14 protein-coding genes and 1 tRNA gene are annotated in these 13,592 nt (G+C 65.4%); 4 read left to right on the forward strand and 11 right to left on the reverse strand.

All coding sequences use genetic code 11. From position 1 onward, the window contains the following. Positions 1-24: 24 nt before the first annotated feature. Positions 25-429 (reverse strand): peptide-methionine (R)-S-oxide reductase MsrB, encoded by a 405-nt coding sequence (gene msrB, locus M4J39_RS14265; RefSeq protein ID WP_251729026.1) that lies wholly within the window; start codon positions 427-429, stop codon positions 25-27. A 71-nt stretch (positions 430-500) separates the two neighbouring features. After that, a complete protein-coding gene (locus tag M4J39_RS14270) occupies positions 501-773 on the reverse strand; it encodes a hypothetical protein (RefSeq protein WP_251729034.1) in 273 nt (90 codons plus the stop codon). Between the two features lie 264 nt (positions 774-1,037). On the opposite strand from M4J39_RS14270, the gene M4J39_RS14275 reads away from it, so the two are divergent. Beyond that, positions 1,038-1,616 (forward strand): cytochrome b, encoded by a 579-nt coding sequence (locus tag M4J39_RS14275; protein ID WP_251729036.1) that lies wholly within the window; start codon positions 1,038-1,040, stop codon positions 1,614-1,616. A gap of 23 nt (positions 1,617-1,639) precedes the next feature. Here M4J39_RS14275 and M4J39_RS14280 read toward each other — a convergent pair whose 3' ends face one another. The 7 genes from M4J39_RS14280 to M4J39_RS14310 all read right to left on the reverse strand — a co-directional run bounded on the left by M4J39_RS14280 (position 1,640) and on the right by M4J39_RS14310 (position 8,594). Beyond that, positions 1,640-2,713 (reverse strand): ABC transporter ATP-binding protein, encoded by a 1,074-nt coding sequence (locus M4J39_RS14280; protein WP_251729038.1) that lies wholly within the window; start codon positions 2,711-2,713, stop codon positions 1,640-1,642. Positions 2,714-2,754: 41 nt separating this feature from the next. Further along, entirely contained in the window at positions 2,755-3,588 is an 834-nt protein-coding gene (locus M4J39_RS14285) for a carbohydrate ABC transporter permease (RefSeq protein ID WP_251729040.1), read from the reverse strand. Beyond that, complete coding sequence (locus M4J39_RS14290) at positions 3,585-4,454, reverse strand: carbohydrate ABC transporter permease (RefSeq protein WP_251729042.1); 870 nt, start codon at positions 4,452-4,454, stop codon at positions 3,585-3,587. Before M4J39_RS14290 ends, M4J39_RS14285 begins: the two co-directional genes overlap by 4 nt. A 164-nt stretch (positions 4,455-4,618) precedes the next feature. Further along, positions 4,619-5,938 (reverse strand): sugar ABC transporter substrate-binding protein, encoded by a 1,320-nt coding sequence (locus M4J39_RS14295; RefSeq protein ID WP_251729050.1) that lies wholly within the window; start codon positions 5,936-5,938, stop codon positions 4,619-4,621. An 18-nt stretch (positions 5,939-5,956) separates the two neighbouring features. Next, positions 5,957-7,480 (reverse strand): putative N-acetylmannosamine-6-phosphate 2-epimerase, encoded by a 1,524-nt coding sequence (locus M4J39_RS14300; protein WP_251729052.1) that lies wholly within the window; start codon positions 7,478-7,480, stop codon positions 5,957-5,959. A 111-nt stretch (positions 7,481-7,591) separates the two neighbouring features. Then, a complete protein-coding gene (locus tag M4J39_RS14305) occupies positions 7,592-8,359 on the reverse strand; it encodes a GntR family transcriptional regulator (protein WP_251729054.1) in 768 nt (255 codons plus the stop codon). A 149-nt stretch (positions 8,360-8,508) separates the two neighbouring features. Beyond that, positions 8,509-8,594, reverse strand: a tRNA-Leu gene (locus tag M4J39_RS14310). A gap of 154 nt (positions 8,595-8,748) precedes the next feature. Here M4J39_RS14310 and M4J39_RS14315 point away from each other — a divergent pair. Continuing rightward, positions 8,749-9,279, forward strand: a complete 531-nt coding sequence (locus M4J39_RS14315; RefSeq protein ID WP_251729056.1) for a response regulator — start codon at positions 8,749-8,751, stop codon at positions 9,277-9,279. 24 nt (positions 9,280-9,303) lie between these two features. Here the strand turns inward: M4J39_RS14315 and M4J39_RS14320 are convergent, their stop codons facing one another. Further along, on the reverse strand, positions 9,304-9,891 hold the full coding sequence (locus tag M4J39_RS14320) for a CAP domain-containing protein (protein WP_251729058.1): 588 nt from the start codon (positions 9,889-9,891) through the stop codon (positions 9,304-9,306). A gap of 187 nt (positions 9,892-10,078) precedes the next feature. Here M4J39_RS14320 and M4J39_RS14325 point away from each other — a divergent pair, with 187 nt between their 5' ends. Next, positions 10,079-11,245 (forward strand): amidohydrolase, encoded by a 1,167-nt coding sequence (locus tag M4J39_RS14325; RefSeq protein ID WP_251729060.1) that lies wholly within the window; start codon positions 10,079-10,081, stop codon positions 11,243-11,245. Between the two features lie 77 nt (positions 11,246-11,322). Further along, positions 11,323-11,835 carry a TIGR02281 family clan AA aspartic protease gene (locus M4J39_RS14330; protein WP_251729062.1) on the forward strand — a complete coding sequence of 171 codons (513 nt, stop codon included), beginning with the start codon at positions 11,323-11,325 and terminating at the stop codon, positions 11,833-11,835. A 61-nt stretch (positions 11,836-11,896) separates the two neighbouring features. On the opposite strand, the gene M4J39_RS14335 is transcribed toward M4J39_RS14330, so the two are convergent. Then, positions 11,897-13,525 carry a hypothetical protein gene (locus tag M4J39_RS14335; protein WP_251729064.1) on the reverse strand — a complete coding sequence of 543 codons (1,629 nt, stop codon included), beginning with the start codon at positions 13,523-13,525 and terminating at the stop codon, positions 11,897-11,899. Positions 13,526-13,592: the final 67 nt, after the last annotated feature.

A 13,592-nucleotide genomic window follows, 5' to 3' on the forward strand; every position in this document is an offset into this window, starting at 1 on the left:
TGATGGCGGCCGCCGGCCGCCATTTCACTCCTGCGGATGGAAGACCAGCGCCACGCCGTTGATGCAGTAGCGCAGACCGGACGGTGGCGGCCCATCGTCGAACACATGGCCGAGGTGCGAGCCGCAGTGGGCGCAATGCACCTCGGTCCGCACCATAAAATGACTGCGGTCGACGGACGTCTCGACGGCGCCCGGCTCCGGCTCGTTGAAGCTCGGCCAACCGGTGCCGCTTTCGAACTTGTCGTTCGAAGCGAACAGCGGCGTGTCGCAGCCTGCGCAGTGGAACACGCCCCGCCGCTTCTCGTGAAGCAATGCGCAACTGCCCGGCACCTCGGTGCCGTGTCCGCGCATGACGCGATACTGCTCCGGGGTGAGCAGGCGCTGCCACTCCGCGTCGGTGCGCGTGATGGGGAAGGTCTCGACGGTCATGGCAGGCTCCCGTAAACGGTCTCGGCGACGATGCCGCTTCCTACGTGGGAACCCCTAGCATAGATCGCAAGTCAGCGACGGTCGACGCCTTCTTCACCGTCCGCCCCTTCGGATGGTTCGCCGCCGCCCGCGACTGTTTCCGCCGGCTTGTCCTGCGGGTCCACCCATTTGATCAGGAACACCCAGGCGGCGTAGACGAAGACACCGGCGGTCAACACCATCCACATCGGATCCTTGACCACGAAGTTCTCGTAGCAGGCCCAAGCTCCGGTCACCGCCACCAGCAGCACACGACGCCAAAGCGGCCGATAGAAGGGGTGATTTAGATCGGAAACGCGCTTCATCCGTCCTCCCGCCACCGGCCAGGCAGCCTTCATCATGGCGCCAGATGCCGGAACGCCCGGAACTTAGTGGATGGCGCGTTACGAGGCAACCTTGGGGCCTCGCCCGATCCTCTCCACCTCGTCGGGTGTTCCTCTCACGCAGTTTTGAGCCCCCACTCGTTACCTTGGTCGACTTCCCGTCGCATTCGCACTGGCAAATACCGGCCATCTACGCATAATCACCTAAACCATCACCCCATTCCAACCGATGACGGGAGCCCTGCCATGAAGGATCAATCGACGCTCTTCGACCACCCCGAGGGTTACGGCACCATCAGCCGCGCCCTGCACTGGCTGATGGCGGCGCTGTTCGCCTGGCAGTTTCTTTCCGCCATCCTGCATGCCGTCGATCGCGAAATGCCGGCTGCCCGCTTCTTCTGGTCGTGGCACATGTCGGTCGGCTTCCTGCTTCTGATCGCCGTCGTCCTGCGCGGCGCCTGGGCTCTCGTCAACCTCGGCAACCGGCCGGTCCATGCCGCCGGTCTTCTCGGCATCGCCGCTCGCCTGGGACACCTCGCCCTCTATCTCCTGATGCTGGCAGTCCCGGCGGTAGCCGTGCTCAGGGCCTATGGCAGCGGTCGCGGCCTTTCGGTCTTCGGCATCGAAGTGTTCGCCGGTGGCGGCGAGCGGATCCCGGAGTTGATGGCCCCGGCCAACGCCATGCATGGCCTGCTCGGCTGGGCGCTGCTCGCCCTGACGCTCGGCCATATCGGCATGGCGCTTGCCCATGCCTACCTCTGGCGTCAGGACACGCTGACGCGCATGGTGCGCGGCCGCCCCACCCCGATCATCGGAACGGAATAGCCCTCGGGCGGACCGGCGGCCGCTCAGTTGGCGATGCGGCAGCCGGTCGCCTTGTCGAACAGATGGAACGAACCGGGCGCCGGTTGCAGGGTGACGACATCACCTGACGTCGGACGGATACGCTTGTCCATGACGCGAGCGATGAGCTCGCCGGCCGCCGTTTCGACATGCACGTAGTATTCTGCGCCGAGCGCCTCGACCAGCCGGATGCGGCCGGCGAGCCCCGGCTCACCGGCATCGGCAATGCGGATATCCTCCGGGCGGACGCCGAGAAGCGATGTTCCGCCGTGATCGGACGGGCGCGCCCCGAGATCGAGAGTCCCGAAGGCGGGAGCCTGCCCTTCGGCGACCTCGATCATGTTCATCTTCGGTGATCCAAGGAAGCGGGCGACGAACAGATTGGCCGGCCGCTCGTAAAGTTCCTCCGGCGTACCGACCTGCATCAGGTTGTGGGTGTGGCCATCCTTGAGGGGCGCGAAGACGGCGATCCGGTCCCCCATGGTCATCGCTTCGGTCTGATCGTGCGTCACGTAGATCATGGTCGCGCGGATGCGCTCGCGAAGCTGCATGATCTCGCCGCGCATCGATACCCGAAGGTCGGCGTCGAGGTTAGACAGGGGCTCGTCGAACAGGAAGACCTCGGGGTGCCGGACGATCGCCCGCCCCAGGGCGACGCGCTGGCGCTGTCCGCCCGAAAGCTGGGCCGGCCGGCGGCCAAGATAGGGACCAAGGTCGAGAATGTCGGCGGCTTCCTTCACCCGCCGGGCGATCTCAGCAGCTGGCCGTCCCGCCATCTTCAGCGGGAAGCCGATGTTGCCGGCCACCGTCATGTGCGGATAGAGCGCATAGCTCTGGAACACCATGGCGACGTTGCGGTCCGACGGCGCAAGCCCGGTCACCGAGCGGCCACCGATCCGAATATCGCCGGAAGTCGTTTCCTCAAGACCGGCAATCATCCGGAGCGCGGTGGACTTGCCGCAGCCGGACGGCCCCACGAAGACGATGAACTCGCCATCGTCGACCTTGAGGTCGAGGCCGGCGATCACGCCAACCTTGCCGAAGGACTTGGCAACGGACTTGAACTCGATCTCGGCCATGGTCGTTTCCCGGAATTCTCGAGGCGAAGAGGGGATAGGGGTCAGCCCTTGACGGCGCCGGCGGTCATCGACCGGCCGATCTGGCGATACATCAGAAGGCCGAGGATGAGGGGCGGCAGCGTCGCCAGGATCATGACGGCGGCCGCCACGCCCCAACGCACGCCACCGCCAGAGGCGGCGAAAAAGAACGAGGCACCGACCGACACCGGCGTTGCGCTGTTGGTGGTCAGCATCAGGCCGAACAGGAACTCGTTCCACGAATAGATGAAGGCCAGCACCGACGACGCCGCGACGACGTTGAGGGACATCGGTGCCACGACATAGACGAGAAGCCGCAACGTACCCGCACCGTCGACGCGACCGGCTTCCTCGATCTCCAGCGGAAGATCGGCAATCGAGGAGGCGAACAGCACCAATACGAGCGGCACGTTGACGAGGCAGAGAATGAGGGCAAGGCCGAAGCGCGTGTCGAGCAGGCCGACCTGCTGGTACATCAGGTAGATCGGAATGGCGAAGATGATCAGCGGCACGGCGCGGAGATTGACGGCGAGCGGCAGCAGCCAGCTCCTGCCCACGCCAAAGCGCGCCATGGCATAGGCGGCGGGGAAGGCCAGAGCGATGGCGAGAACCGAGCCGATCAGCGAGGCCACGAGGCTGTTGGTGAGGAAATGCAGGATGTCGAAGCGGTCGGCCATGGCGAACACGGCCGCGTAGTTGTCGAGCGTCGGCGCCTCGATGAACAGCGAGGCGTTGGTCATGATCTCCGCCTCGCTCTTCAGCGAGGTGACCAGCGTCGCGATCACCGGGAAGTTCAGGATCACCACGGCAGCGATGAACACCAGCCACCGCAGGGCGTTGACGAGGGGCTTCCTCATAGCGGCGCCTTTCTGGCAGTGAGGCCGTTGATCACCCAAAGCACCACGAAGGATGCCACGAGCAGCAACATCGAGGCGGCAACGGCGAGGCCTATGTCGCCCACCTTGAAGAAGGCCTGGTAGATGTAGATGCTCATCGACGTCGTCGAACCGCCAGCTCCCGGCCCGACCAGGGTGTAGAGGTTGTCGAACACGCGAAAGCTGTCGATGAAGCGGATGAAGAAGGTGATCCCGATCGCCGGCATCATCAGCGGCAGGTCGATGTTGAGGAACAACCGTCGTCCGCGGGCCCCGTCCAGCGCCGCCGCCTCGCGAACATCCGGCGAGATCGCTGCGTAGGACGAGTGCAAGATCAAGAGCGCGAACGGCGTCCATTGCAGCGTCTCCACGACCACCAGCGTCGTGAAGGCCCAGTCGCGGCCGAGGAATGCGGGAAAATCACCGTACCATTCGAGGAGGTAGTACGGCACCGCACCGACGAACTCATGCAGGATCAGCCGGTACATCAGGCCGACCAGCGCCGGCGCCACCATCATCGGCAGCATCAGCAAGGCGATCAGCCAGGGTCGTTTTGCGAACAGCGGCGCCAGAAACACGGCAAGCCCGAGGCCAGCCACCACCTGGATGACGGAGACGATCAGTCCGAAGCGCAGGGAGAACCACGCGGCGGCCCAGAACTCCGGATCGGCGATGGCCTTGGCATAGTTGGACAGGCCGATCGGTTCCGGCGCGCGAATGTTCTCGAAGCCGACGCGCGAGATCGAATAGATGATGTCGAGAACGAGCGGGAACCCGAGAAGGGCGATGAGAAAGGCCGTGAGCGGGGCGATCAGAAGGCGCCCCTCGAAACGGGAAGTCCGCGGCATACGGGTCTCGTCCTCGAAAGATCGGCGACGGCGGAAAGGTGCCGCGCGCCGGCCGGGGGGAAACCGGCGCGCGGAGTGGCGGCGCGGCGCTGCTGGCTCAATTATCTACCGCAACCCGCCGGAGTTGGGACAGGGGCGGTCAGGCCGCCACCGTCCAGATATGATCAGGGTTTCAGGAGTTCGGCCATGCCCGACTTGGTCGCAGCGAGCGCTTCGTCGAGCGATTTGTCGCCAGCCCAGTAGGCGGTGAATTCCTTGGCCTGCAACTCGTAGACCTGCAACGCCTTGGCCGCCGTGCCACCATGCATGACGAAGCCATAAGCGCCGGCGAACTGGCCGAGCTTGACGAGGTCGGGCCGTTCGGCGCTGACCTTGGCCACCACCTCGTCGCTGAGCGCCGGCGAGCCGCCGGCCTTGGCATAGATCTCCATGGCATCGGGCGTGCCAAGCCAGTTCAGGAACCTGACGGCGCCCTCCTTGTTCTTGGACGCCTTGTTGATGCCAAGACCGAGACCGTGGATATGGGTGAAGCGCCCCTCCGGGCCGGCAGGTGGCGCGACGGTGCCGATCTTGCCGGCGACGGCGGGCGTCTTCTCCTTGTTGTCGAGATCGCCGAAAGCGGCGTTCCACTGCACCATCGTGGCCACCTGGCCGGCGCCGAAGGCGGCGTTGGACTCGGCAAATTCGTAGGTGGTCGAGTCCTTGGGCGACGTGCCCTCGTCATAGAGCTTCTTGTAGATGTCGAGCGCCGTGCGATAGGCGGGGCTGTCGACGGTGATCTCGCCCTTGTCGTTCATCCAGTCGCCGCCCTGGGCGCGCGCGACCGAATGCCAGACCATCATGTTGAACAAGAGGTTCTTCATCTGGAGAACCGTGCCATAGCGGGTCGGGCTGTCCGAGTTGATCGACTTGGTGAAGAACAGCGCCGTCGCCATCCAGTCTTCCCAGGTCCAGGCGTCCGGGTCCTTTGGCTCGAGCTTCTTGCCGAGATACTTCTCGGAAATCTCGCCGTATTTCGCCTTCCAGTCGGCGTCGGACAGCAGCTTCTCGATGAGGTCGGTGCGGTAGTACATGAAGTGCAACGACAGGTCGGTCGGGATGCCGTACTGCTTGCCGTCATACTGCATGGTCGCCAGCACCTTCTCGGGGAAGGTCGCCTTGTCCGCGTCCGGCAGCGTGATCGGATCCATGAACGGCGCATAGCGACCGAGCGCGTATGTGGCGAGAAGGTTGACGTCGAAGTCGGTCGAGCCGGCGGCGAGATCGGCGGCCAGCTTGTCGAAGAAGCCATCGCGATTGAAGAAGATCAGCTTCACCTTGTCGGCGTCGGAAGCTGTGGCGTTGTAGGCGTCCGCCGCCTTGCGCAGGCCAGCCTCCTCAGGTCCTCCCGGCCATCCGAGAACGGTCACCTCGGCCATGGCTCCGGTCACACCCAACGCCGCGAACAGGGCGGCACTGGTCAGAAGGGTTTTCAGTCGCGTCATTTTGTGTCCCCTTGGATTCTATAATGTGCGACGGGCGAGATCGGCGGCGCCGATCACGCCAGCGGATTTTCCGAGAGCCGCGGCGCGGATCTCGGGCTTCAGGTGTGGCGGCAGATGCGCCAGCCGCGCTTCGAGGCGCGCGCGATAGCCGTCGGCCAGGCCGACGCCACCGCCGACGACCATGACGGCCGGATCGAACAGCAGTTGCAGGTTCTCAAGAAGCCGCGCGACCACATCGACCGAGCGGTCGACCACGGCGGACGCCCAGGCCTCGCCACGCGCCGCAGCGGCGAAGACGGCCGGCGCGTCGACGGAGTGGCCGAGCGCCGCAGCCGCATCGGCCAGAAAGCTGCCGCTCGCCAGCGTTTCGAGCGGGACCCCGGCCGTCTCGTGAGTGAAGCCGACCGAGCCGGCGACACCACCGCGACCGACGAGCAAGCGCCCACCGATGACGGCGCCGCCACCAATCCCCGTGGAGACGGTGACGAACACAAGATCGCGGCCGGCACCGGCGCCGAAGCGGTACTCGCCCCAGGCAGCCGCCTGCGCGTCATTGTGGAGCACCACCGACCTGCCGAGGCGCTCCGCCAATGCGTCGGCCAACGGATAGTTCGACGACACCGGCAGCGTACCGGGGTTGAGCGCCGACCAGCGGCCACCATGCACGACGCCCGTGACCGCGCCGCCCACGGCGCCATACCGACCCTGCCAGGGAGCCGCCAGCTCGGCGATGGCGTCGCACCAGTCATCCGGATCGACCTGCCTGTCCGTGCCTTGCTCGCGCCGGTCTACGACACGGTCGCCATCGACCAGAGCTACCAGCGTCTTGGTGCCGCCGAGATCGAAGGCCAGTGCCGGTTGGGTGGCAGCGGCGCGGGCCACATCGATGGCATCGGCAAACCAGCGCGCGATGTGCTCGGGACGGGTGATGGCCGAACCGACGACGACGCCGTGGGCGCCGAGCCGGATCGCTTCCGCCGCCTGTTCCGGTACGCGGATGCGCCCTTCAGCGATCACTGGCCGGCCAAGCCGCACGGCGGCGGCGAGCAATGGAAAGTCTGGCTCCGACGGCTCCGGGCCGCCGGTATATCCGGACATGGTGGTGCCCACGACATCGACGCCGAGCGCCACCACCGCCCTCGCTTCCTCGATGGTCGAGATGTCGGCCATGGCGAGTTTGCCTCGGGCATGCACGGCCTTGCAGAGATCGGCCACAGGCACGGGACGAACCCGATCGGTCGCATCGAAGGCAATGATGTCGGCGCCGGCGTCGGCCAGCGCGATGACATCGTCCAGAAAGGGCGTGATCCGGATCGGTGAGGTATCGAGATCGCGCTTGATAAGACCGATGATCGGCGCGTCCGTCGCCGCCCTGACCGCCTTGAGATTGGCGATGCCCTCGATCCGAAGCCCTCGACCGCCCGAGGCCAGGGCAGCCAGCGCGAAGCCGACCACCTGATCGGGGTGATCCAGCGGCCCCTCCGGCACCGGCTGACAGGAAACGACGAGCGATGAGGCAAAACGCTGGAGGCAGTCGGACACGGTTTCCTCGCTGCTGTTCACTGGAAGAGTGGTAGCAGCGAAAGAACCAGTCAGCAACCAGTTTGGACTAAAGGCCTATAATTTGCTCAACTGGTATCAAAGTGATCACATTCAATCCTGAGCGCGCAGCTCAACCAAAAAGTCGTAGCGCTCCCCGCAATAATAGGTGCGCGTGAACTCCACGGGGGTGCCGTCGGCCGTGAAGCAGCGACGCTCGGCAACCAGTAACGGCGCGCCGATCTCCAGGTGGAGCAGGCGCCCGTCCTCGATACCAGCCACAGCGGCGCGCAGCCGCTGCAAGGCCCTGACAGGCCGACGGTTTCGCTCGGCCAGCACGTCGTAGAGCGAACCCGTGACAACCTCCGGGTCGTCCAGCACGTCGGCCGGCACCACGGCGTGTTCGATGGCCATCGGCATGCCGTCGCCGGTTCTGAGGCGCTTCAGGCGGCAGACGCGGGCACCCACCGACAGATGAAGCGCCATGATCTCGGCCGGCGAGGCGGGGCCGACTTCCCGGCTGATCCACGTCATACCCGGTTCGATGCCGCGCGAGCGCATGTCCTCGGAAAAGGACGTGAGGGCGGACAGCGGCTTCTCGACTCGCTCGGCCACGGCGGTACGCGCGCCGTGGCGGCGAATCAGCACGCCGTCGCCGACCAGCGTCTCGATGGCCTTTCGCACCGACGTGCGGGAGACGTCGATCGCCTCCGCGAAGTCTCGTTCCCCAGGGAGAACGTCGCCAGTCCCGAGCACCCCTTCGGTAATCGCCTGTCTGAGCGCCGACGCGAGGTCACGATAGATGACGCCACTCGAATGCCGGTCGAGAGCGCCGCGAAGAAACTGGATGAGGGGCATTTGGCTGAGCGCGAAGTCGGACATTGGCCTGCGGAGCGATCTTGAGTTGTGCGTCCGATGTATCAGGTCGGTTCCGAAAGAGAAACACGGCGAGAGGTCACGATGGCGGCGCGTTCCCGCCCAACAATCGCCACCGGCTGCCGGCACCATCCGGAAACGCGAAAAAAGGAAGTTGGTGCCCCAGGCCGGACTCGAACCAGCACGTTCTCGCGAACAACAGATTTTGAGTCTGCCGCGTCTACCATTTCGCCACTGGGGCAGCGGAGGCGGACTATACCGGTCGGCGTTCAGCCGTCAACGGTCGATCGGAAAAAGATCGCTTCCGAAAGAGCTTCGTAGGCTAAGCGCCGTGCTTAACAAGGCGGAAAGGTCCCGCGCTTACTGTAGTCATCTCACTTGCCAGGAATCCGATCATGCCCATGCGTTTGCCCCCAGCCTCTCCGTCCGCCACATCCGGCGGCGCCCAGGCGATCCTGGGCGGCCGTCGCCTCGTCGGGCACCTCATGGGACGGCGCACCGTGACCCAGTCGATCATTGGCGAAAGCGACTACCCGACGTCGGACGAAACCCGTCCGGTGGCTCTCGTCGTTGACGACAGCCCGATCGCCCGCATGTTGATCGCCAGCATCCTGGAGTCCTTCGAGGTCGATGTGTACGAAGCGGGTGGCAGCGCCGAGGCGCAATCGGTCGTCGCCACCTGCCGGCCGGATGTCGTCATCGTCGACTGGACGTTGCGCTCGGAAACCGCGACCGACGTCCTCGACGCTCTTGAGGCCCGCTTTAGCGGCGAACTGCCGCCGGTTGTCATGATCAGCGCCTCGGCGCGCATGCCGACCGAGCTTCGCGCCACCGCGACGCTTCGCAAACCCTTCACGCCGCGCGAACTCTACGCAGCGCTCGCCGCTGCCTTCTCGGGCAAGGGAAGCGGCGCCGCCGAGGCCTGAGCGGATCCGGCAGCGCCTTTGTCATCACCTGATGGTCAGACCGACCGACGGCGCAAAGCCGCTTGTGGCGCCCATCAGCGTGCCACCGGCGGCGACAACGGGCGGATGGGCCAGGATCAGGCACCAGAACACCTTGTACTTGGAGTTCGGGTTGTAGGCGGTAGCGATGCCCATCAGGCTCATGTCCGGGTCCTTCATGCCGCGATCATGCGGCGGCGATTGCCGCCATCCCGAGAACGCCTCGGCCAACGTGTGATAGCCCGCCGCGACGTTTTCGCCGGCGTTGGAGAAAGGATAGCCATAGCTCTTGAGGCGCGTGCCGAGCAGGGAATGGCCGTCCACGTCGTGGCCCATCTTGTCGGCGGCCGCCATCTTCCTCGCATAGTCCTCGGCGATTCGGTTGAGACGCGGATCCAGCGTCAAAGGCGCGATGCCCGATTGCGCACGATACTGATTGAGCATGGCCAGCGCCTTGGTCTCGTCGACCCGAGCCGTCGGCGAGGCAAGGTCCTCGTAGAAGGTCGGCTTGGGTGGCGGTGGCGGTGCACTCTGGCAGGCGGCAAGAAACAATGCCGCGCAAAGCGGCAGGAAGGCGAAGGCGCGTCCGGACACGGGAATCTCCATGAAGGCTCGATCGGCAAACCGATCGGCAGGTGGATTTGCCAGCAAGAACACGAACGGATGGTTAAATTTCGGCAAGCCCTGGACATCGCGCAAGAGGCTGAATGGCTCTCGCCTTCGCCGTTGCCGGCATGCTAGGCTGACATTTCTCCGCAATTGTCCGTAGAGAGGTCAACCCTTGTCCGCCCTTGAAGAGATTGCCGCCATCGCCGGCGAAGCCGTGCTCTGGCGTCGCGATCTGCATCGCCGTCCCGAACTGCTCTACGCTCTCGACGAGACCTCCGCCTTTGTTGCCGGAAAGCTCGGCGCTTTCGGCCTCGACGAGGTCGTGACCGGCGTCGGAGGCTGCGGGGTCGTCGGCGTGCTCCGGGGGCGGCCGGGCAACCGGGCCGTGGCCCTGCGCGCCGACATGGACGCCTTGCCGATCGAGGAAATCACAGGGGCTCCCTGGGCCTCCCAGACGCCCGGGACCATGCATGCCTGCGGCCACGACGGCCATACGGCGACCCTCCTCGCCGCCGCACGCCATCTCGCGGCCGATCGCGATTTTACCGGCACGGTCGTTTTCGTGTTCCAGCCGGCCGAAGAGGGTGGCGCCGGAGCCCGGGCGATGATCGAGGATGGCCTGTTCCAACGGTTCCCAGTGGACGAGATCTACGGAATCCACAACCTGCCAGGACTGCCGGTGGGCCGCTTCGCCGTACGCCCCGGCGCCATCATGGCCTCCACCGACCGCTTCTACATTGATATCCTCGGTCGGGGCGGACACGCCGCCCGCCCGCACGAGACCATCGACCCCATTCTGGTGGGCGCCCAGATGGTCACGGCCCTCCAGTCGATCGTGGCGCGCAACACCGATCCGCTCGCCTCGGGCGTCGTCTCGGTGACGACGTTCCATGCCGGCAACACCGACAACGTCATTCCGCAGACCGCTCGCCTGTCGGGAACGGTCCGCGCGCTTGATGAGAAGGTTCGCGCGGACCTCGAGGCGTCGGTCGGCCGCATCGCAACGGCCGTCGCTTCGACGTTCGGCGCCGAAGCACGCGTCGCCTACGAGCGCGGTTATCCGGTGACCGTAAACCACGTGGCGCCCGCAGGACGGGTTGGCGATGTCGTCGAAGGCCTCTTCGGCAGCAAGGCCATCAACCGGACCGGGGCGCCGTTGATGGCGGCGGAAGACTTCTCCTACTACCTCGAGCGCGTACCCGGCGCCTACTTCTTCATGGGTAACGGTCCTTCGGCCGGCCTCCACCACCCCGCCTACGATTTCGCGGACGACGCCATCGCTCCGGGCGCTGCCGTCTGGGCCGCCTTGGCCAAGGCAAGCCTTGCCGCCGCGACGTGATCCGATCACCGCTTAATGCTTTGGGAACGACCGCCTTCTAGGCTGTCCGAGCGGTCGATGCGGACCGCCCGGAGGGCATGATGCTCCGTCTCCTGTGGTTGGTATTGGCGGCAACGGTGGTGATCGGATTCTTCGCGCCCGAGCTGCAGCGACTTGCAACTTTGCCGGAAGCCAAGGACACCCCCGCGCCGGCCGCCAAACCGAAGCCCGCCCTCCCGTTCGGCAGGGTCGAAATCGCCGCCGACGGTCGCGGCCACTTCGTCTTTACCGGTCGCGTCAACGGCCGGCCACTGTCCATGCTGGCCGACACCGGGGCGACCCTGGTGGCCCTGCGCGCGTCCGACGCCCGAACCGCCGGCCTGATTGTTCTTCCCGGCGACTATACGGCGAAGGTGTCAACCGCCGGCGGCGTTGCCGAGGCCGCCCGTGTCCGCCTTCGCGAGATCGAAGTCGGCGATATCAGGGTGAGCAATGTCGATGCCTTGGTCCTGTCCGATGAGCAACTCGCCACCAATCTCTTGGGAATGAGCTTCCTCAGCCGCCTCAAGGCCTTCTCAATCGAGAACGGACGCCTTGTCCTCAGCCAGTAAACGCCTCGCCACCTTGCAGCCAAGAGGGCGCAAGACATTCCGGCGAAGATGCGGCGGAAACCTACTCGGCGGTCTTCGACTTCATCGCCGTCTGCATGCGCTCGGCCGCACCGCGCAGGGTAATCCTGACGAGAACGGTCCCGCTCTCATCCTTCTCCACGCCAGAGAGCTGGCCGTCGACGCGGGCTACGGCGGCCTTGAGGGCGGCGAGCGCCAGGTTGCTGTCGGCCGCGCAAGCCCCCTTGGCCCCAGCGGCGGCGCGCACCTGCACCTGCAGGCCGGCGGTCTCGAAGTCGATGCCCCTCAGGTCGATCTTCATGTCGACCGGCAGGGTGCCAAGCTCCGTATAGGCGGCAAAGGCGGCAAAACGCACCACGGATCGAAGGTTGTCCTTGCCGCCGGCAAGCTCCGGATCCTCGCCCTCGACCTCGAAGAGCTGCACGGCCCCGGCTTCCTTGGCCGCATCGAGCCATTCGCGCACGAAGTCGGCGACCTGCACGTGCTCGCGCTCCTTCTTGCCGCCTCCCATCAACGCGAGGCAGGCTTCCAGCATCTGCTTGTACTCGAAGACCCGCACGGTGGATCGGGTTACTTCATCCATGCCGGACTTGAGCGCGGCCTCCGCCGCGATGCGTGCGCCGTAGATCGCGCTGATGTCGACGCCGACAAGAACGTTGACCGGCGCCCGCGTTTCCGCGCCAAGCACCAGTGAAGCCATCAGCGCCTGCTTCGGCCCGTTCGGCGTCGGAAACTCCACGGCCCGGATACCGCTCTTGTAGGTTTCGACGTAGGCCTTGAGGCCGAGACGCGCCCCACTCGTCACGTCGCGGAGCATCAGCGGCGACACCTCGTTGGTTCGAAGAATATCACGGCCGAACAGGCGGGCGCAGGACGGGTTGGCGAAGAAGGGGTGTCCATCGGTGTTGATCTGCAACACCGCGAAGGGGGAGGACTCGATGATGGTATCGGCAACCATGACGCGCGTCCGCCAAACGTCCGCTAGCATCGAACGAAGACACTCGAAGGCGAAGGTCAGCTTGCCGACCTCGCCACCCCAAGACCGAAGCGGTTGGCCGCGATCGGCCGAGGCGGGATCATGCAGCATGGCCTCGACACCCGCCCGAACCCGACGCAAAGGCCACCACACCATCATCAACATGACAAGCTCGGTGACGCCGGCCGCCGCCATTCCGCCCCCGAGCGCAATCGTGACCGCCCGTTCGTCGCGGACCGTCTCGAGGCTGGTGATTTCTCCGACGTCCACCCTCAGGAAGATGTGAAAGGGTGTCTGCGATGCCTCCGGCGGATAGTAGAAGTCGGCCTTGGCGCTACCGGCCGGGCGGAACACGGTACGCCCCGTGCGCATGACGGCGTTGAAAGTCGCCTCGACGCGCTCACCGAACACCTGTTGTTCATGCCCGGAGCCATCGTAGAGCCCGCCGCCACGAATGGCGCCGATCACCACCAACCGCTCGGCAACTCGGGTGATCTCGTCGGCCTTGCTCTGGAAGCGAGGATCGATTGCCGCGGACAGGATCTTGCCCACATCGGCATAGCGTCGTTCGAGATACCGTTCGTCGTCGTGGTCGCGCACGACGCTGGTAATCGAAAGAAGAGCGGCGACCACCGCGCCGAATGCCAGTATCGACGGCCTGAGGATCGTGGAGATGTGGAAAGCCGCTGATGCCACAGGATGTGTTCTCTTGAGGAAAGGCTCCAGATCGCAGTTTCTCGATCCTACCAGCCCCGTGTTGCCG

The sequence above is a fragment of the Pleomorphomonas sp. NRK KF1 genome (assembly GCF_023721755.1).
In the GTDB taxonomy this organism is placed as follows: Bacteria; Pseudomonadota; Alphaproteobacteria; order Rhizobiales; family Pleomorphomonadaceae; genus Pleomorphomonas.

Excerpts from the sequence above, each read along its gene's own strand:
- msrB (WP_251729026.1), bottom strand. The coding sequence starts at position 429 with ATGACCGTCGAGACCTTCCCCATCACGCGCACCGACGCGGAGTGGCAG.
- M4J39_RS14270 (WP_251729034.1), bottom strand. The coding sequence starts at position 773 with ATGAAGCGCGTTTCCGATCTAAATCACCCCTTCTATCGGCCGCTTTGG.
- M4J39_RS14275 (WP_251729036.1), top strand. The coding sequence starts at position 1,038 with ATGAAGGATCAATCGACGCTCTTCGACCACCCCGAGGGTTACGGCACC.
- M4J39_RS14280 (WP_251729038.1), bottom strand. The coding sequence starts at position 2,713 with ATGGCCGAGATCGAGTTCAAGTCCGTTGCCAAGTCCTTCGGCAAGGTT.
- M4J39_RS14285 (WP_251729040.1), bottom strand. The coding sequence starts at position 3,588 with ATGAGGAAGCCCCTCGTCAACGCCCTGCGGTGGCTGGTGTTCATCGCT.
- M4J39_RS14290 (WP_251729042.1), bottom strand. The coding sequence starts at position 4,454 with ATGCCGCGGACTTCCCGTTTCGAGGGGCGCCTTCTGATCGCCCCGCTC.
- M4J39_RS14295 (WP_251729050.1), bottom strand. The coding sequence starts at position 5,938 with ATGACGCGACTGAAAACCCTTCTGACCAGTGCCGCCCTGTTCGCGGCG.
- M4J39_RS14305 (WP_251729054.1), bottom strand. The coding sequence starts at position 8,359 with ATGTCCGACTTCGCGCTCAGCCAAATGCCCCTCATCCAGTTTCTTCGC.
- M4J39_RS14315 (WP_251729056.1), top strand. The coding sequence starts at position 8,749 with ATGCCCATGCGTTTGCCCCCAGCCTCTCCGTCCGCCACATCCGGCGGC.
- M4J39_RS14330 (WP_251729062.1), top strand. The coding sequence starts at position 11,323 with ATGATGCTCCGTCTCCTGTGGTTGGTATTGGCGGCAACGGTGGTGATC.